This is a genomic window from Pseudoalteromonas sp. NJ631 (assembly GCF_000276645.1).
Taxonomy (GTDB): domain Bacteria; phylum Pseudomonadota; class Gammaproteobacteria; order Enterobacterales; family Alteromonadaceae; genus Pseudoalteromonas; species Pseudoalteromonas piscicida.
In genome coordinates, this window is record NZ_AKXJ01000001.1 from 1 (window position 1) to 18,843 (window position 18,843).

Consider the following 18,843-nt stretch of genomic DNA (forward strand, 5'->3'; position numbering starts at 1 on the left):
TGCCGCCTAGTAATCTAGGCAAAAGTTGAGCAACAATGAACAAAGCGCACTCAGGCGAACCCAAAAGGCAGCGCTTGATTGGCATTTCTTCAGTGTTGCCCCATAAGGATGTGGGGTAAGGTGACTTTGCAGGAGCACAAAGTCTTTATCGCCAGACTTACATAGAATGACTATGCTACGCAGGCTCTGCCTTGTATAAATACCAATCAAACTGTTGCAAAAACAAACTTGAAAGATCAACAGGCCCTAATTGCAGCTTCTACTTTTTCCACGGACACTTGGTTGCTACCAGAAGCAATTATCAAGACCGCCTTTTCTGTATTGCTATCATTAAATATCAGAGACTTGGCGATTTGAGACTCAGTGCAACCAATCGCATTTGCAGCATCTTTCGCGGTACGAGTAGAGTCTGCAAGCTCTGTAACTGTGAAGTGATGCCCATGACTGGCTAGGAACTCTTGAACACGTATTGATGAGGGTTTTAACGACTGTGACATTCAATTGCTCTTCCATGCTGTGGTAGTTAAAACCAATCTAACAGCTAGTGAGCTGATTTTAAACATCCAGTATGTTTTATACTATTTGTGATATGAGGTTAACCCTATCTCGGGGTAGCATTGAAAAATATCCGAGTATCCCATTAATAGGAACTCGGATTATAGCTGTATATAAACACTCAAGATATTAAGTAAAGTCTATATTGTTACCACATGCCATTGATACGCAAGGCTAGCGCCAGCCAATGAGCATGCTAATAAAAAGTTCATTACCTCTTTTGAGCTAAGTGAACGAGACTCCCGAGAAAAATGCTTAGCATGTAATCTCATACCGAGTGGTTGCAATTCTTTTTCATGTTTTGGCAATGCTATCAATCCAGCAAGTAGCATGACTAAACAAAGCATATAACTACCTTGCACGATAAAGAATAGAGTAAGTGAAAATGCGGTGACAGAAAAAATCCAAGAAATGAATTTGAACATAGCAGCTCCGTTTGCTATCAGTGTTACCAGTTTGATTTTACAATCATCTCGCTGGCTAGTTTCTAATTTTAATACGGAGTTTAGAGTTATTAGTTTAAAAACACAAGCAGACTAAAGTATTAGCCCTTATTTTCGAACAATGCCTTCATAAATTCATAGAATGCCTCTGCCTTGCGTGTCTTCAGCGAGTGCTGAGGCCTGACAAACCAAATAGGTGCGTCGTCACTTTCGAGACAACCTGGAATTATAGGCACTAACTCACCTCTTTTTAGGTTATCTCTGATGGCAATGTGAGATTTAACTGCAATACCATGCCCAGCTAGGGCAGCAGAAGTCATATTGTCTGAGTTTGAAATCGTAAAACGAGTTTTTGCGTTAAAGTGTACAATTCTACCGTTTGGTTCTTTTAACTTAAATTCTCGTTGCCAAGGTAAGCATACAAAAAAGTGGTTTTGTAATTCGCTGATATTATCAGGCATGCCATAGCGGTCAATATAGCTCGGCGCTGCACATAATATCCGATGGTTATCGCATAGTTTTCTCGCCAACAACCCAGAATCAGCCAATTGTCCAACGCGTATCGCTACATCTTGAGCACCTTCAACTATGTTTACAAACTGATCGTTGATCAGGAAATCGAGTGCTAATTGCGGATGCGCTTGCTCAAATTGACTTAGATTTGGCATCACAAATTGTGAAAACACCCAAGGCGGCATAGTGACACGAAGTAACCCGCTCACCGCTGAGCCCCTTGCACCTATTTCGTGCTCAGCATCATAAAGCGCCTCTAATATATGCTCCACCCGCTCTCTAAATGTACTTCCGGCTGGGGACAATGTTAGCGTACGACTATCTCTAAACAGCAAAGTCATGCCTAAATGTTGCTCTAACTTGTTAAGACGATGACTAACTGTCGCAGGCGAGAGTCTCAATTGCTTCGCAGCATTAACCACTCCTTGATGTTTAATAATAGCTAAGAATGTTTCGAGTTCAGCGATTGAATACATGTCGATTTAGTTTTTTCGAATCTTGCTTTCTAATATGCGCGCTTTGTTTAAATTTATCAAATAAATATACTGCTTCTCATCGCAACTAAATTGGAATTATCAATGAAACGCACCTTAATTAGTCTATTCGTTATGTTAGGAGGCCTAATGCCGAATATTAGCCAAGCCAACTCAAAGGTTGAACGCCCGGAAGTTATTTTCTTCGATGTCAATGAAACCTTACTTGATTTAGAGTCAATGAATAAGCCGGTTAGCCAAGTTTTAGGTGGCGATGAGTCCCTATTACCCCTTTGGTTTTCCACTATGCTACATCACTCGTTAGTGACTACAGTAAGTGGTGATTATCAAGATTTTGGCAAGATAGGCGTTGCCGCGCTACAAATGGTTGCAAAGAACAAAGGCCTAACGATAACTGACTCACAAGCTAAACAAGCAATCGTGCCCGCCCTGCTCTCTTTGCCCCCGCATAAAGACGTCATTCCCGCGCTAAAACGGCTCAAGCAAGCTGGGTTTAAACTCGTGAGTTTAACCAATTCATCGAATGCGGGGGTTAAAGCGCAGTTTGAAAATGCCGGTCTAATTACCTATTTTGACCAACGCTTGAGTATTGAAGACATCAAAGTGTATAAGCCCGACCTTAGAGCCTACGAGTGGGCGTTACAGCAATTAAATATTCGTCCAGACCAAGCGCTAATGGTGGCGGCTCACGGCTGGGATGTTGCCGGCGCTAAAGCCGCGGGCATGCACACAGCATTTATTGCAAGACCACAAAAGCAGCTCTACCCACTGGCAAAGACACCAGATTACGTGCTACCTGACTTAACAAGTTTGGCTGACGAGCTCATCACTTCTGGAAACGAGTAACATTGGAAAGTATCAGCTGGCACCTTGATACCAGCTGATAAAAATGCTCAGCATGCTTTATCTACATAATAAATGTACTAGATTTAAGGAGGTGAATCGAAGGAATAGCCTCCATGAATATAAATAAAAACACCCACATTGTGATCTGGATAATCATAGGTGTTAGCTTAACTATCCACGGCGCATCCCTTTTACTGAGCAGTACGCTTCTTAATAATATAACTTGGCCGCTGATAGAAGCGCATGCAGTGGTTGAAACCTTCGGCTCCGCTGTCGCCCTTTTCATTGCATTGGCGTTGTTATTTTTTGAAAAGTACAACACCGGTACAAGTTTTAATATCGAAATCGCCACGGCGCTGCTGGTAATGGGGATCTTAGATGGATTCCATGCCGCCGTAAATGTTGGCCAAACCTTCGTTTGGCTTCACAGTATCGCGACTTTCTTTGGTGGCCTCACTTTTATCACCCTGCTTGCTCACAGCCGATTTACTTGGTTTAAAAACCGCTATTGGCTGATCAGCGCATGCACAGCCGCTATCATCATCGGCACCATGAGCCTAGCTTACCCTACGGATTTACCACACATGGTTGAGCAAGGTCACTTTACTGGTACGGCGATGGCGCTCAACGTCATTGGCGGTACTATGTTTTTTGTCGCCGCAGTTAAAATTCTCCTTGTATATCGCGACTCTCATAATGTGAGCGATTTGCTCTTTTGCTTACATTGTTTCCTATTTGGCGCAGCCGCTATTATGTTCGAGCAATCCAAGTTGTGGGATACCGCTTGGTGGGGCTGGCATATTTTAAGGTTAATGGCCTATATCGTCGCTTTAGGGTTTTTACTAGTTGAAGGAATGCAAATCTTACAAGAGTTAAAACAACATAAAGAGCAGTTAGAAGAGTTAGTGAGTGAGCGCACTCGCTCACTAGTCGAGACCAATCAAAAGCTAGAAGAAACCGTTGCCTATCTCAACCGTACTCATACGCAATTACTTGAACGAGAGAAAATGGCATCGCTTGGCGATTTGGTTGCAGGTGTTGCACACGAAATCAATACCCCCATCGGGATTGGCATTACCTCCACCACTTATCTACAGCAGCACTTAGACGACCTCACCATGAAGTACCAAACCAAAGTGCTCTCTACTGGGGTATTGGAGGACTTTATTTCAGATTCAACCGGTGCTTGCAAATTGCTATTAAAAAACCTCCAACGCACCGCTAATTTAATTAATAGCTTTAAGCAAGTTGCTGTCGATCAATCTTGCGAGCAAGTGAGGGCCTTTAATGTCCATGATTATGTTCAAGAGATCATCGCGGCGCTCAATCCAGAGATTAAAAAGCATGACCATAAAATCAAGTTTCATTGCGATCCCGGCCTTATCGCCACGACCTATCCCGGTGTTATTTTTCAGATCATTTCGAATTTAGTCGCAAATTCCATTGCACATGGCTTTAAAGAGTCGGAACAAGGTGAGATCACCATTGAATTCTTTAAACATGATGAACACATTGAGCTTATTTATAAAGACAATGGTAAAGGCATGTCGGAGCTTGAATTAAGTAAGTTATTCGAGCCATTTTACACCACCAAAAGAGGAAGTGGCGGTATGGGACTTGGCGCTTATATTATCTATAACTTGGTGACTCAAGGGCTAGATGGAGATGTACACACCGTCAGCGAGCCCGGCAAAGGACTCGAATATAGGATAGCATTTGCTAATAAACAAGCGACGCCATTAAAAGTTGTTTCTTAACCGGATGACTGATTGAGTACTGCCACAATGGTCAGTACTCAATACTTCTATAATAATTAAATTAGAAAAATCCTAGAGGACTGGTGCTATAGCTCACTAAGAGGTTCTTGGTTTGTTGGTAATGATCCAGCGCTTTTTTGTGAGTTTCTCTGCCAATACCTGATTTTTTATAACCACCAAATGCCGCGTGTGCAGGATACATATGATAACAGTTAGTCCACACGCGACCCGCTTCGATTTGGCGACCAAATTGATATGCGCGATTCATATCTCTAGTCCACACCCCAGCACCTAAACCAAACTCAGAGCTATTCGCCAATTCCAACGCCTCCGCTTCATCTTTAAAAGTACATAAAGAGATCACCGGACCAAATATTTCCTCTTGGAATACCCGCATTTGGTTATGCCCTTTTAACAGCGTCGGCTGAATATAAAAGCCTTTATGATAACCCTCGCCAGGCTCTGCGACTTCGCCACCGATTAACACTTCAGCCCCTTCCTTCTTGCCAATATCAATATAGCTAAGAATTTTATCAAATTGAGCTTGTGAGGCTTGTGCACCAACCATGGTTTCTGTATCAAGCGGATTGCCGCGCTTTATCGCCTTGGTGCGTTCGATGACTTTGGCTATAAAGTCATCGTATATATCTTCTTGCACGAGCAATCGCGATGGACAAGTACATACTTCGCCTTGGTTAAAGTAGGCCAGCACCGCGCCTTCAATACACTTACTTAGGTAATCATCGTCAGCTTGCATCACATCACTAAAGTAGATGTTGGGCGACTTACCTCCTAGTTCCACCGTTGAGGGAATGATGTTTTCAGCAGCACATTTTAGAATGTGAGAACCCACAGGAGTCGAGCCTGTAAACGCAATTTTTGCGATACGTGTACTCGTAGCAAGCGCTTCACCAGCCTCTTTCCCGAAACCATTTACAACATTAACCACACCATTTGGTAATAAATCAGCGATTAATTCCATCAACAACAAAATAGACGCAGGCGTTTGCTCCGCAGGTTTTAGCACTACGCAGTTTCCAGCTGCGAGAGCGGGTGCCAGTTTCCAAGCGGCCATAAGTAATGGGAAGTTCCATGGGATGATCTGCCCCACAACGCCCAGAGGCTCATGAAAATGATAGGCCACGGTTGACTCGTCAATTTCACCTATGGCTCCTTCTTGAGCACGAATGCAACCTGCAAAATAGCGGAAATGATCAGCAGCAAGCGGAACATCAGCGGCTAGCGTTTCACGTACAGCTTTACCATTATCCCATGTTTCGGCTACCGCTAGGTATTCAAGGTTTGCTTCTATTCGGTCTGCGATTTTGAGTAATATATTGCTTCGTTCAGTGACCGAAGTTTTACCCCACGCCGCCTTTGCAGCATGGGCGGCGTCAAGCGCCAGTTCAATGTCTGCATTATTTGAACGCGGGATCTGACAAAACACTTCGCCATTAACAGGACTAATATTGTCGAAGTACTGGCCGTCAACGGGTGGCGTCCATTCACCGCCAATAAAGTTTTGATATTGCGACTTAAAGCTGACGATCGCACCTTCAGTATTTGGATTTGCGTATATCATTTTTACCTCTGCAACTTGTGTTATTTATTTGGGCTTCATTCGTCCCAGTTTTGTTTTTACTAATATTTGACATTAGCCAAATTCACCTTTAAAAACTTAACTTAGGGTCTCGGAATGTATACGCACAGTCCAAAAGTAACCGAGAAGGAGTGCATTGTTTGCAGATCTCTAAACATCGCAGTCGTGTCGAACGCTTAGTTGAAAACAAAATAAGTTTTGCCGCCAATCAGGTAGAGCTGAGCGTCTATGACACTTACGAAAGTACCAATAGAGTCAAACTCGCCTCTACTGAAGTGTTGTTTTGTGCAATGATCACTGGTAAAAAAGTGATGCACGTAGACAGTTGTGACTATCACCAGCCCTTTTTACCTCATCAAAGCTTCGTATTGGCACCAGAACAAACCGTATTTATAGACTTTCCGGACGCCAGCTTATCCGCTCCCACCACCTGTTTAGCAATTGAGATCAGTCGAGAGAAAATTAATACCGTGAGCGAGAAGTTAGCGCTTTCGCTTCCTAGTGATTTTAATTATCAAAAGCAGCTGGTGCACACCGAGCACAACTGGCAAACCCAGCACTGCTTGGGGCGATTACTCCATCTGTTCAGTGAGAATGAGGCTGAGCGGGGGTACTTTATCGATTTGGCAATGGACGAACTAATTGCAAGACTACTACAGCAACAAAGCCGAGATCTGCTGTTAGGCGCAGTAAAACAAACACCTGATCAAAATGGTTTGTATCAAGCGATGCATTATTTGGAGACTAATTTAGACCAGCCACTAGATGTAGAGAAGCTTTGTAAACTTAGCTGCATGAGTAGAAGTCGCTTTTTCAATCAATTTAAAAAGTCATTTGCGACGACGCCACAGCAGTGGCTCCAAGCACGGAGACTAACTGAAGCAAAGGCAAAACTAAAAGCTGGAATTCAGATCACCGCAATTAGCTTTGCACTCGGCTTTAAGCATCCAAGCCAATTTAGTCGAGCGTTTAAACAAGCCTTTAATATCACGCCGAAGGACTATCAACTTCAGGCACTAAAAGCCGATAAAAACGACTGGTTACTCCGTTAGTCCAGCCAAAACCCTGTTGCACCACGTATTCTCCGCCACTTGCCTGTTTATCCGGTTCAACCATATTGTACTTCTCAAGCAAACAGCCTGTTTGCTCAAAGCCGGTTTCAACAGCATAAAGCCATGCTTGCATAATCTTCTTCGCGAGCTGATTTTGACCATATGCCCTTAAGCCTGACACCGCAAACCACTGCAGTGGTGCCCAGCCATTAGGACTGTCCCACTGCTGTGAAGTAGTGACTAAGGTACTAACCAACCCACCTTGCTGCAAAAACTCTGCCTCGAGTTTTTTGCCAATATGCTCTGCCTGCTCGGGTGTAACCAGCTCTGCAAACATAGGCACAACGCCCGCTAGAGATTCAACTGTGGTACGCGCATAATCATTAAGATCCACATCGAAAAACCAGCCTTTTTCATCACACCAACAATATTTCTGTATCAGTGCACTGCGATTTGACGCTAAATTGGCATAGTACTGAGCTTGCGTTAGCTCGTTTAATTTCTCAAAACAACGTGCGATTTGCGACTCAAGCAATACCAGCAGTGCATTTAAATCCACTGGGATAATGTCTGTTGTACGAATGCTCGCTAAATCGTCAGCGTTTGCTAACCAGCGGCTACTAAAGTCCCACCCCGACTCACAAGCCGCACGAATGTGCTGATAAAAGGTTTCGCTGTCCGTAACCGCTGCGGCTAATTCTATATCCTCAATAAAAGACTCTGGGCGCGGTGCTGCAAGCGGATCCCAGTAGCGATTCAGTTTGCCCCCACATGGCATGTTGACGACTCGGTACTGCTCTTTTTTATCCGTGCAACTCAAACCCTCTCCGGTCTGCCAAAACTGATGTTCTTTCAGTAATGCTTGAGTAACTCGCGACAGCCACTGCTTATCATGAGATTTTTCCTGCCACAGTAAATCAACCATTAATGCCGTTACAGGTGGCTGGGAGCGACTTTGGTAATAATCTCGATTGCCGTTAGGTACATGTCCAATACGATCAATAAGACTCACAAAGTTATCTAGCATCCCCTCAACGAGATCGCTTCTGTTCGCATCCAAAAGCCCGAGTGCCGTAAAGTAGCTATCCCAGTAATAAATCTCGTTAAAACGTCCACCCGGTACAACATACGGATGGGGTAAAGGTAGCAAGGAACCTTTAGCAACAGTACTCGGCTTTCTAGATAAACGCGACCACAGCGCACTGATATACTGCTGCGCACTAGTAAAGTCTGGTAAGGCATCTAACTCTTTGTTGGCAACAAAGTCAAAATGCGCATGCACAAATCTAAGTAACGCCTCTCCCGTCGGCTTTTGCATCACATACTGGTTTTCTATCTCTGCCAGCGGAGTTTTTGCGATGGCATCTGCAAAAACTTTACTGTCTGAAAACAAGCCAGCGCTTTGCACCGCCTTAAAAATCTCTGTGGAATAAAAGTTTGATTGGTACTGCATGTAAAACCTCAGCTCACCTTTTGTTGATTTGGCGTGTGAGCATGATTTAATTGGCTAGACTCACTCATTGATTTAAAGAAATATAAACACACAGCGATCACCAGCATGGGAATAAGTGCCCCATAGAACGCTTGTTGACCACCAAAATGTTGAAACACCAAACCTGTGATCATTGAGCCTGTGCTACCACCTAGCGCTGAAAATACAACGATTAGCCCTGTCATCGAAGCGTGCTGTGTAGTGGGTAGACTACTTAGCATTACCGAATTAATGACCGGATAAATAGGCGCCATAAAAAGACCGATCAGCGGCATCAGAAAAGCCACAAGGGGTGCATCAAATAACGAAGAAATAAGCGTTTTCTCAATACCCTCAGTCATCGGTAACGTTAAAATCACTAATCCTGCCATAGCGGCAAGGCAAACATTTAACACCACATACCAATGTACTTTGGTGAGCACAACGCCGGCACCAAGCCGACCGAGTGCTAAACAGGCAGCAAAAACACTGGTAATTTGCACGCTAATATTCACCGGTAATGACAAGATCTCATTATTAAAAGTAGGCAACCAAGTGCCTATACTCTGCTCTATCAATACGTATAAAAATGCGGAAATCACAAATACCAGCACAAGCGGCTTAGCCACAAGCTTTAGCATAGCCATAAATGCAGAGACACTAGACTCGGTGGCTTGCGTTGGCTCAGGCTTTGCAATTGGGGAAACCCAAACAATAAACGCGGTGAAAGCACTCAGCACAGCTAACACGAAATAGACGTTTAACCAGCCAAGAGAGTTATCGCCGCTGTCAATAAACGCCGCAAAAATCCAATAACCGCCGAGGACCCCCAACATAAACACGCCTTCAATAAAATTAAGCAGGCTTGAATGTTGGTTGCTTCCTTCAGTGACTTGGCCAACCAGTGCATAAACCGACACTTTGACCACCGCAAATGCCGCACCCACGCAGGCAAATACTAGTTTAAGAATCCAAAACTCAGCGACCATAGGAGTGATACTGCAAATCAATGCTACGCCCGCGAGCACGGCGGTCAAAGCGATTTTAAATCCGACCCTAGGGATAACCGACGCAACCAGAAATGAAACGATGGCGATGGGAAGATCTTTAAATGCCTCTAAGGTGGCGGCCTGCGCTTTTGTAATGTCAAAGCTATGAATGGACTGCAAGATGACCGTCCCGACACTATTGAGCAAAATAGCAAATAGGAAGTAACTAACGGCCATGGCAAGTATGATACGTGCTCGATTCATTGTTATTCTCGTTAAAACACTGTGATTCCTTTTTAGTCTAGACAGACTTTTTTATTTTTGCAATCGTTTGCATTTTAAATCGCATCAAAACAATTTAAGCTAATGATTGTTATCGCATATTGTGCTGCTTTAACTAGATTGTCTGATCACTAATAATGACGGCACCTCTTGAGAAGCACATGTCTCACCACTTAGCTGAGAGAGCAGCTTTTCCACCAATAACTGTGCCGCCGCGTTGGTGTCTTGTTTAATTGTAGATAGCGCAGGGAAGCTGATCTGTGCCATGGCAATATCATCAAAGCCGACTATTCGTACGTCATTCGGCACGCTAACATAACGCTCTTTTAGGGCTTTTAGTGCTCCAAGCGCGACCATATCACTACATGCAAAGATCCCATCAAAAGTTAATCCTTGTGCTCGCAACAAAGCGTTTATACTCGCGTAGGCAGCCTCTGAGGTAATGTCGATTTTAATCATTTGCGCTTCTACCTTGGCTTTTTCAACCGCATGGCAAAATCCGCGATAGCGCTCACCAAGTTCGGCATGACCCGGATCGCCCAAAAATAGAAGTTTAGACGCTCCCCTGGCAATTAAGTGCTCCGTTGCGTTAAGGCCACCAATAAAATTGTCACTCCCAACGATAGGATAATTTGCAGAAGTTTTAGGGTCGCCCCATACCACGATCGGCGTGCCAGCTCTTGCAGCACGCTCAATTCGTGCTTGCTCCTTGCCTTGGCCGACGACAATAACTCCATCGGCTCGACGACCAGAAATAAAATAACCATGCCAGTCTTCCCCTGCCATATAAGAATTGGAGAGCAATAACTCGTAGCCTTTTCGGTTCACTGCACGATTAATATCGCTCACTACTTTAAGTAAAAATGGATCGTCGACGGATTGTTTGGTTTCAGCTTCGAGATTGATAATAACGGCAATGACTTTGGTTTTTTGCATCCGTAAGCGACTAGCCGCCGCGTTAACGCTAAAGTGATGCTCTTTTGCAAGCGCCTGAATGCGCTCTCGAGTTTCCTTTTTTATCAAAGGGTTATCATTGAGTGCACGGGAAGCTGTGGAGGTAGAGACTCCAGCTAGCCTTGCTAGATCCGATAGCTTTAATTGTGTTGTTCCCATCGCAAACCCCTTCTTAGCACACGTTATTACATCGCTATTCTTACAATTTTTTGATATTTAAACCATAACTAATTGAATCTCCTACCCTAACCAAGCAGAAAAGGTAAGCAATCACTGTAAATTTGTAACGCCTTCCATCATTTTATGACAAATTTTTAAACAACATCATTGCAAACGTTTGCATTAAGATCTATTTTAAAAAATAGACAGTCGTTAAATACCAGTCTATGACAACAACAAGAGGGCTTTAGCCGTGATAAAAACTAACTCCTTAAGCTTGATCGCTGCTGCTATAACGCTTGCGTTAAGCGCATCAGCTCAGGCTGAACAACAACCGAACAATAACAAAGAAAAAGTAGAAACCATCATTGTGTCGGGTACACCTGGTGGCGCTGGGATCAGAAAAATTGATGCAAGCTTTGCTGTGACTAATATCGATGCCGTGCAAATTGATAAACTCGCCCCAAAAAGTACCGCTGACTTGCTTAAAGCGGTGCCTGGGATCTGGGTTGAAAGTTCAGGAGGTGAATCCGGTGCCAACGTTTTTGTTCGCGGCTTTCCAGGCGGTGGTGATGCACCATTCTTAACGGTTAGTTTGCAAGGTAGTCCTATATATCCCGCGCCAACGCTCTCATTTTTAGAAAACACCTCGATTTTCAGACTCGATGAAACCATCAGTATGATGGAAGGCCTGCGTGGTGGACCAAACCCCGTGGTGTCTAATGGTCAACCGGGCTTAACAACTAACTTTCAACTTAAACGCGGCCAAGCCGACACCGAAGGGACGTTTAAATATACCACCACAGACTATGGTCTAAACCGCATTGACGGCGTGTTAAGTGGTGAGATCTCCAATGACCTTTACTACATGGTTGGCGGTTATATCAAACGCTCTTCTGGGATCCGTGATGCGGGCTTTACCTCAGAAAAAGGTCATCAATTCACCATAAACCTAACCAAAGAGTTTGCTGACGGTGAGTTTAACCTTTATACCCGTCAAACTGATGACACTGGTGCATGGTACCTACCAACCCCACTTAATGTGGAGGGGGTGGATGCGGACTTTACTCAGCTGGGAACGAATAATCGCAAAGCGATTATTTATGTCGGTGATAAAAATGCACCGATGAGCGTAGATATGGGTGACGGTCGTGGCTGGAAGGGCCATGTTTCTGGAGGTAGCTTAAAAGTAGAATTCAAAAACGGCTGGCAATTAAATGACCGCTTTAGCTTAACGCAAGGCGATGCAAATACACTAGGCCTTGTACCTGCTGGCAGTGCAATGCGTTTAAGTGAAGTGGCGGACAATGGTGAAACCGCAACAGGTAGCGTCACGGGCGATGAATACGCGGGCGATACCATGGTACAACAATATGGTCGCTGGGTTGTATTAAAAGATATCGAGGCTTTCACCAATGACTTAGCCTTGAGTAAAACTTTTGGTGATTGGTCAAGTGCCTTTGGTATTTATACAGCAACTACCTCAGCAAAAGACTGGTGGAGCTTAGGTAATACCGCCTACCACGTTTTGGAACAAGGTGGCGAAGCATTGAATGGTATCGCGTGTAATAGCGATGTTGCAGGTTGCGCCTTCAACTACGACATTAACAGTTCTGGTGATGCGACAACGTGGGCCATCTACACCACCCAAAGTTACCAAGCAACGGAAGCCCTTAAGTTAGATTTAGGTTTACGTAGCGAGCAACACGAGGTTGAGTATTCGGTCGACGAAGGTTTAGATGGGGTTATCACCAAAGCGGTTGACTATGATGAACGTAAAACCTCATGGACCTTAGGTGCTGACTACAGTTTGAGCTTAGATTCAGGTGTTTTTGTGCGTATGAACAAGGGCTACAAAATGCCTTATTTCGACGACTTTAGAGACAATTATAGCACCTATGAATCGGGCGAGTCGCTGATTAAAGAAGTCACACAAGCAGAGCTTGGCTATAAATATATGGGTGAAACCGGCGACTTGTTTGTTACTTTATTTACCAACGAAGTAAAAGGCGACACGTTTGTAAGACGCCCAGGTGTACCTGCGGAAATTCTAACCAACGAAGCAACTGGTGTAGAACTTGATTACAGTTACAACCATGAGTCGGGCCTATCGGTAAACTTGAATGCCACATGGCAAGACACTGAAATTACTGAAAGCCCGACCAATGAAGGGAATAAAGCACAGCGCCAACCTGACTGGATGCTACGTATTACACCGAGCTATGACTTTGAAATATCAGGTATGTACGCCACCTTGTATGGCACACTCTCAGCTGTAGATGACCGTTTTGGCGATAATGAAAATACTGTCGTGTTAGAGGGCTATGAAAAGCTTGATATTGGCCTTATCGTAGAGCCAACAGAGGGCGTAAAATTACAACTGGCGGTAGATAACCTTACTGATAAACAAGGGATCACCGAGGGGGATCCACGTAACCCAGATTCACCTAACGGCCGCTATATCATGCCAAGAAGTGTGAAGTTTAGCGTTGCATATACGTTCTAGTTGCTGTAACTAAGCGTTTAACATAGCGCTGCCCGCTTATATCAAATGCCTGAGGCTGGTAGCGCTAAAAAACCTAATACGTTTATTGTATGCAAATGCACTTCAGAATGTCGCCTTGCTATCCTAAACTTTAGTTATTGTGCCAAGAGAAACCGCCACCAACTTTTCTTCATCACCGCTTTGCGCATATATCTTACATTCGCATGTCGCCTGACGTTTACCCGAATACAAAACAGTTGACTTCGCGATTAGCTTATCGCCAATAGCAGGTCTAACATAATTCACTTTATACTCTGAGGTAACACAGCTACCAAGCACCGACGCACCAGCAAAAGTAATACAATTATCAGCTAGATAGCTAACCACGCCGCCATGTGCAAAACCATAGTTTTGTTTAAGATCATCTCGAATAGCGAGGCTTAACTCAGCAACGCCAACCTCAAACACCTCCAGCTCTGCGCCCAACAATAAACTAAACGACTGCTCTGCTAGGATCTCCTTTCCTTCTTCCAACATAGTATTGCTCAACTTCTTCTCCTAAGTAATATTTTGTTCAAATCGACTCTACGTCGCGAATGGTCTTCACGTTTATAGGTAAAGAACATGATTCACTAAAACCACGATATGATTAGTTAAACACGACTAAAACAAAATTACAGCTTAAAACGGCAGACATTGCTACTAGGTTATACTTTCTAAATTGGATATAGGTCTTAACTTTATTGTCGGATACCGTCGAGAAAAAACCTGTTTTAAGCGATTCACTCACGGCAGCATTTAACAGTGACCATTGCGATGTGCCAAGGGTGTGCTTTGTTAGTTTATGCCACTCTTCTGGATACAATCTTGCCAAGTATTTACACAAATTCTTATACATTTTAATTTGTATGAACAGCAGTATGGTAATCAAGGTAATGGGGATAAGTTCTTCCATGTGCTAAAGACCTTTTAAAAGTGCAAAAAACAGCTCTATCTAAATATACGATCCAAAACTGGAATCGAGATATTGTCTATCACTAGACTCCCATAGGTTAACCACAATGTAAACAAGCAGTTATATCAATCGCTTTACGTTATGCTGAATGAGTTTCAATATAATTTAGGACGAGAGACTTAAAACAAAAAAGCCGCTTAGCTAGAAACTAAGCGGCTTTTTCTATCTTCAAATAAGGGCTGGATTAATCTAACCAGAACTCTTTTTTGAACTTAATACCAAACTCACTGCGGTCATTGCTGCGCATGACACCAACAAAGCCACTTTGCTGTAGACGACCTACATCATACACTTCGTTTAGCACGTTTTCACCGTATAGCGTTACTTCCATATCACCTTCAGCGTTGGTGTATGAGATGTTAAAACCTAACAATTCGCGAGAATCAATATGCTCGCTTGCACGTGTTACAGACTGACCTTGCATGTCTGAACGGTAAGAGTAGCTAGCGTTGACTGCAATCGTTGCACCATGCTCTAAGTCATGGAAGTAAGATGGTGCCACCATCACAGTCCATCGAGGTGTGAGTGCTGGCGCATCGCCTTTACCAATACCAATAACACCTTCATCAACATGGGTAATTTCTGAGTCTAGGTAACCGATTGAGCTGCGTACTGAGAAATCATCAGTAATTGCGATTGTCGTTTCAAGTTCAATACCTTGTGCTTTCGACTCACCTGCATTTTCCACGATAGTGACGAAACCACCGCCAGCAGTCGGGTCGTTGAAAGGTAACGCCAGATCAGTGTAATCCGTTACAAATGCAGCAACCATCATAGATACGTTTTCATGCACTTGGCCTTTGAAACCGATTTCGTAGTTAATCGCTTTAGTTTCATCAAACGCAGCGAATTGATCTGGGCCACCAAATGGACGTGGTGGGAAGCCGCCACTTTGGTATCCTTTTTGGACCTGCGCGTAAACATTAATGTCACGAGTTAACTGGTATGACGCATTCACGTCCCACGTCACTTCGTCAAAGTCTGCACTGACGTATTTACGAGTGCCAAAGCTTGGGAACAGCGCGTTTGCCTCTTTTTTATCTTCAGAGTAACGTAAACCACCACCAATGCTGAGCAGCTCTGTTACGTCAAAGCTTGCATTGATATATGCCGCATAGGCATCAGTTTCTTGGTTGATGTCAAAGTAACCGTAGCCACCAAAAGAAGCAGTCTGACCATCGTTTAATAAGCCATTCGGCGTGTTCCACGGGCTAAATACGAACGGACCAGAGCTGGTAAAACCGTCTTCGTTAAAGTAATAAAGACCCGATACAAAATCCCAAGCGTCATAAGTACCGTTTAGTTGTAGCTCAAATGAGTACTGATCTGCACCGCCCTCTTCTGGGAATTCAGATAGATTAAGTGCTACCGCATCGTCATCTAGGCCACCGGTATATTCAGAGCTACGCTTGCTTGCGATAAATTTAACCGAGTAAACATCACTTGCTTGCCAATCAGCAGTCACTGAGCCGCCCCAACCAGAGTAGTCGGTGCTTTCAATGCCAGCAACCGTTGTTGCCAAGTCATCAGGATTGTTTGGCAGCATAGATTCATCTAGCAATGGGAAGTCACCATTGAAAGGGTCATTTGAGTCAAGTGGATCTGTTAACTCGATAGTATACGGTGATTGACCAGACTCGTTCTCAACGCCGTCAAATGCAGCGGTGACAACTAAATCATTCGTTGCTTGCCATCTAATTGCTAAGCGACCACTAAACTCTTGCTCTTCGCCGATTTCTTTTTCGGGATTTGCTAAGTTGATTGCTTTACCTACACCATCGCGCTCTTTATAAGATGCACTTGCAGAAAAGCTTAGTGTGTCTGTTAACGTTTGGCTTGTATAAAGATCAGTCGCTAAACGACCGCGAGAACCTATTTTAGCTTCAACGCGTGCAACTTCTTCAGCGCCAGGTTGTTTAGTGATCACATTTACCGCACCGCCTAATGTGTTGCGGCCGTACAGTGTGCCTTGTGGACCACGTAGTACTTCTACGCGCTCAACATTAGGCAGTGAAAGGTTAGAACCCATCTGACGGCCAAGATATACACCATCAACATAAACACCAACACCAGGGTCTGTTGTGATCACATGGTCTTGCAGGCCAATACCACGGATAAATACAGAAGCATGTGCAGCATTACCTACACCATAGCGAGTAATATTTAAGTTTGGAACGAACTTACCAATATCGTCTAGATTGCTGATATTGGCTTTATCAATATCACTAGCACCGATAGAAGTAATCGCAGTAGGCGTTTCGAACAAGCTTTCAGTACGTTTACGAGCAGTCACTTCTATTTTTTCAAAAACTTGTTTTTCTTGCTCCACATTAGCTTGTTCAGCCAATGCAGTACTAGGAAGGGCTACTGCTGCTAACACTGCAGCTGAAATCGCAGATAAACCAAGGCGAGGTAAAACTGTAATCATATAATCTCCAAAGGAATCACCGTGTGTGTACTAGTCGCGAGAGGTCGCAAACTAGAGAAGCAACAAGCTCAGTGTTATTACTTCTAGCCCTGTAATCCGTAAAATCTAAATAGATTTGGACACTACAAATTTTGGGCATAAAAAAAGATGCACTAGGGGCATCTCTTTCCTCTGGAGGGGTATTATAGTCACAACGGGGATAAATTGAAATAATTATTTAATAAAAATTACTTTTGGGGTTTTTGTAACCAAAACAAAACCAATATTGGGAAATTAATTTTTGCAAAAAAGCGTTATAGAACAAATGATTATACTAAATAGCAGGATAATATGTTACTAAAGTGAAACTTCTGCCTAGGTTTTTGCCGTGGTGCTAAGTTCGTCTGAAATTTTGAGGCGAGAAAATCTTGTCGATAACAGCGCTACCGCATCCTCCTATTGCCGAGGTACCAATATCCATTTAGCCAAGGCGAAAATTCTGCTATTTAGTTGTTCTACAGGCTTAGTGGCAAACGATAGACGAAAAAAAACCAGCATAAGCTGGTTTTTTTATTTGGTGCGAATGGGGGGACTTGAACCCCCACGGCCTAAGCCACCACCCCCTCAAGATGGCGTGTCTACCAATTCCACCACATTCGCAAATTCGGTGTATTTCCTAACGATTAGTTAGGTACGTCAGAAGCTGGATTTTCTTCTGTCACTGGCACATCATTTGTTGCTGGAACTGTTGTTGCAGCAGCTGGTGCCTCTAGATTTTCCCACTCATTAGTCTTTTTAATCTGACCTGTAGTTAGGTTACCTAGAACAATACTTAGCACAAAGAAAATCGTTGCTAAGATTGTTGTTGTCTTAGTCATAAAGTTGCCTGCGCCTGATGAGCCGAAAACTGTCGCCGATGCACCTGCACCAAACGAAGAGCCCATATCTGCGCCTTTACCTTGCTGAATCAACACCATACCAATTAGTGCTAACGCCACAATTAAGTAAACAACCATTAGAATTTCGTACATTTACTTATCCTTTTGCACTTCTGCATATAGCTGCGAAACTCTCAGGTTTTAGGCTTGCGCCACCGATAAGTCCACCGTCTATATCGTCTTGTGCGAATAACAATTCACTGTTCTGTTCATTAACACTGCCACCGTAAAGAAGTCGCAGTGCTTGTGCGATTTGCTTGTCATTTTCTGAAAGCAAATCACGTATAAATTTGTGTACTGCCTGCGCTTGCTCAGGAGATGCTGTTTTACCAGTACCAATAGCCCAAACAGGTTCGTATGCTATCACAGAGTGAGTTAGCGCTGCTACACCTAATTTGGTAATAACCGCGTTTATTTGCCTAGCAACGACTTGCTCTGTTTGCCCATTTCCTCTTTCTTCTTCAGTTTCACCAACACATAAAATTGGTGTCAAACCTTGTTCTTGAGCATGTGCAAATTTATTAGCAACATCTTCATCGCTTTCGCCATAAATAGCTCGACGCTCTGAGTGACCAACTAAGGTATATGTTGCACCTAGCGATTTTGCTAGGGACGCCTGAATTTCTCCAGTGTATGCGCCTTCTTTATATTCCGAAACAGTTTGTGTTCCGACAGTAAGCCCTTTACTTGCTGCTTGCTCAATGAGCATGGCAGGAGGAAAAACAATTACATCTGCTTGAAATGCTTGATTGCTTACTGCTTCTGATATTTGGTCAACAAGGGCTTTTGAGCCATTCATTTTCCAGTTACCAGCAACAATTTGCTTTCTAGTTGTCATACGATACTCCGCAGTAGAAAGCGGGTGAGATACTAACTCTACTCA

Annotated in this window: 16 protein-coding genes and 1 tRNA gene; 4 read left to right on the plus strand and 13 right to left on the minus strand. The window is 43.7% G+C overall.

The annotated features are described in order from the left end of the window. Positions 1 to 236: 236 nt before the first annotated feature. The 3 genes from A587_RS23760 to A587_RS0100015 all read right to left on the minus strand — a co-directional run bounded on the left by A587_RS23760 (position 237) and on the right by A587_RS0100015 (position 1,987). The gene (locus A587_RS23760) at positions 237 to 497 is read right to left on the minus strand and encodes a YbaK/EbsC family protein (RefSeq protein ID WP_017215941.1); all 261 of its coding nucleotides are present in this window, start codon (positions 495 to 497) and stop codon (positions 237 to 239) included. Positions 498 to 695: 198 nt separating this feature from the next. Beyond that, entirely contained in the window at positions 696 to 980 is a 285-nt protein-coding gene (locus A587_RS0100010; RefSeq protein ID WP_010605066.1) for a hypothetical protein, read from the minus strand. Positions 981 to 1,099: 119 nt separating this feature from the next. Further along, positions 1,100 to 1,987 carry a LysR family transcriptional regulator gene (locus A587_RS0100015; RefSeq protein WP_010605067.1) on the minus strand — a complete coding sequence of 296 codons (888 nt, stop codon included), beginning with the start codon at positions 1,985 to 1,987 and terminating at the stop codon, positions 1,100 to 1,102. A 147-nt stretch (positions 1,988 to 2,134) separates the two neighbouring features. Here A587_RS0100015 and A587_RS0100020 point away from each other — a divergent pair, with 147 nt between their 5' ends. Together A587_RS0100020 and A587_RS0100025 are read left to right on the plus strand one after the other, a co-directional pair. Beyond that, complete coding sequence (locus A587_RS0100020; RefSeq protein ID WP_017215942.1) at positions 2,135 to 2,851, plus strand: haloacid dehalogenase type II; 717 nt, start codon at positions 2,135 to 2,137, stop codon at positions 2,849 to 2,851. A gap of 113 nt (positions 2,852 to 2,964) precedes the next feature. Continuing rightward, a complete protein-coding gene (locus A587_RS0100025; RefSeq protein ID WP_017215943.1) occupies positions 2,965 to 4,608 on the plus strand; it encodes a sensor histidine kinase in 1,644 nt (547 codons plus the stop codon). Positions 4,609 to 4,669: 61 nt separating this feature from the next. Here the strand turns inward: A587_RS0100025 and exaC are convergent, their stop codons facing one another. Beyond that, positions 4,670 to 6,190: an acetaldehyde dehydrogenase ExaC gene (gene exaC, locus A587_RS0100030; RefSeq protein ID WP_017215944.1), complete on the minus strand. Its 1,521-nt coding sequence runs from the start codon at positions 6,188 to 6,190 to the stop codon at positions 4,670 to 4,672. Positions 6,191 to 6,348: 158 nt separating this feature from the next. On the opposite strand from exaC, the gene A587_RS0100035 reads away from it, so the two are divergent. Beyond that, positions 6,349 to 7,260: a helix-turn-helix transcriptional regulator gene (locus A587_RS0100035; protein ID WP_017215945.1), complete on the plus strand. Its 912-nt coding sequence runs from the start codon at positions 6,349 to 6,351 to the stop codon at positions 7,258 to 7,260. On the opposite strand, the gene A587_RS0100040 is transcribed toward A587_RS0100035, so the two are convergent. The 3 genes from A587_RS0100040 to A587_RS0100050 all read right to left on the minus strand — a co-directional run bounded on the left by A587_RS0100040 (position 7,196) and on the right by A587_RS0100050 (position 11,115). Then, complete coding sequence (locus tag A587_RS0100040) at positions 7,196 to 8,713, minus strand: trehalase family glycosidase (RefSeq protein WP_017215946.1); 1,518 nt, start codon at positions 8,711 to 8,713, stop codon at positions 7,196 to 7,198. The genes A587_RS0100035 and A587_RS0100040 overlap by 65 nt on opposite strands. An 8-nt stretch (positions 8,714 to 8,721) precedes the next feature. Further along, positions 8,722 to 9,984, minus strand: a complete 1,263-nt coding sequence (locus A587_RS0100045; protein ID WP_017215947.1) for an MFS transporter — start codon at positions 9,982 to 9,984, stop codon at positions 8,722 to 8,724. A 129-nt stretch (positions 9,985 to 10,113) separates the two neighbouring features. After that, complete coding sequence (locus A587_RS0100050) at positions 10,114 to 11,115, minus strand: LacI family DNA-binding transcriptional regulator (RefSeq protein ID WP_017215948.1); 1,002 nt, start codon at positions 11,113 to 11,115, stop codon at positions 10,114 to 10,116. 253 nt (positions 11,116 to 11,368) lie between these two features. Between A587_RS0100050 and A587_RS0100055 the strand changes: the two genes are divergently transcribed. Next, the gene (locus tag A587_RS0100055) at positions 11,369 to 13,621 is read left to right on the plus strand and encodes a TonB-dependent receptor (protein ID WP_017215949.1); all 2,253 of its coding nucleotides are present in this window, start codon (positions 11,369 to 11,371) and stop codon (positions 13,619 to 13,621) included. A gap of 123 nt (positions 13,622 to 13,744) precedes the next feature. Here the strand turns inward: A587_RS0100055 and A587_RS0100060 are convergent, their stop codons facing one another. The 6 genes from A587_RS0100060 to tpiA all read right to left on the minus strand — a co-directional run bounded on the left by A587_RS0100060 (position 13,745) and on the right by tpiA (position 18,798). Then, entirely contained in the window at positions 13,745 to 14,149 is a 405-nt protein-coding gene (locus tag A587_RS0100060; protein WP_232288000.1) for a PaaI family thioesterase, read from the minus strand. Between the two features lie 100 nt (positions 14,150 to 14,249). Continuing rightward, entirely contained in the window at positions 14,250 to 14,555 is a 306-nt protein-coding gene (locus A587_RS0100065) for a hypothetical protein (RefSeq protein WP_017215951.1), read from the minus strand. A 244-nt stretch (positions 14,556 to 14,799) separates the two neighbouring features. Then, positions 14,800 to 17,043: a TonB-dependent receptor gene (locus tag A587_RS0100070; RefSeq protein WP_017215952.1), complete on the minus strand. Its 2,244-nt coding sequence runs from the start codon at positions 17,041 to 17,043 to the stop codon at positions 14,800 to 14,802. Positions 17,044 to 17,597: 554 nt separating this feature from the next. Continuing rightward, positions 17,598 to 17,682: transfer RNA gene (locus tag A587_RS0100075), tRNA-Leu, on the minus strand. 23 nt (positions 17,683 to 17,705) lie between these two features. Beyond that, positions 17,706 to 18,053 (minus strand): preprotein translocase subunit SecG, encoded by a 348-nt coding sequence (secG, locus tag A587_RS0100080; RefSeq protein WP_017215953.1) that lies wholly within the window; start codon positions 18,051 to 18,053, stop codon positions 17,706 to 17,708. A gap of 4 nt (positions 18,054 to 18,057) precedes the next feature. Next, a complete protein-coding gene (tpiA, locus tag A587_RS0100085; protein WP_017215954.1) occupies positions 18,058 to 18,798 on the minus strand; it encodes a triose-phosphate isomerase in 741 nt (246 codons plus the stop codon). Positions 18,799 to 18,843: the final 45 nt, after the last annotated feature.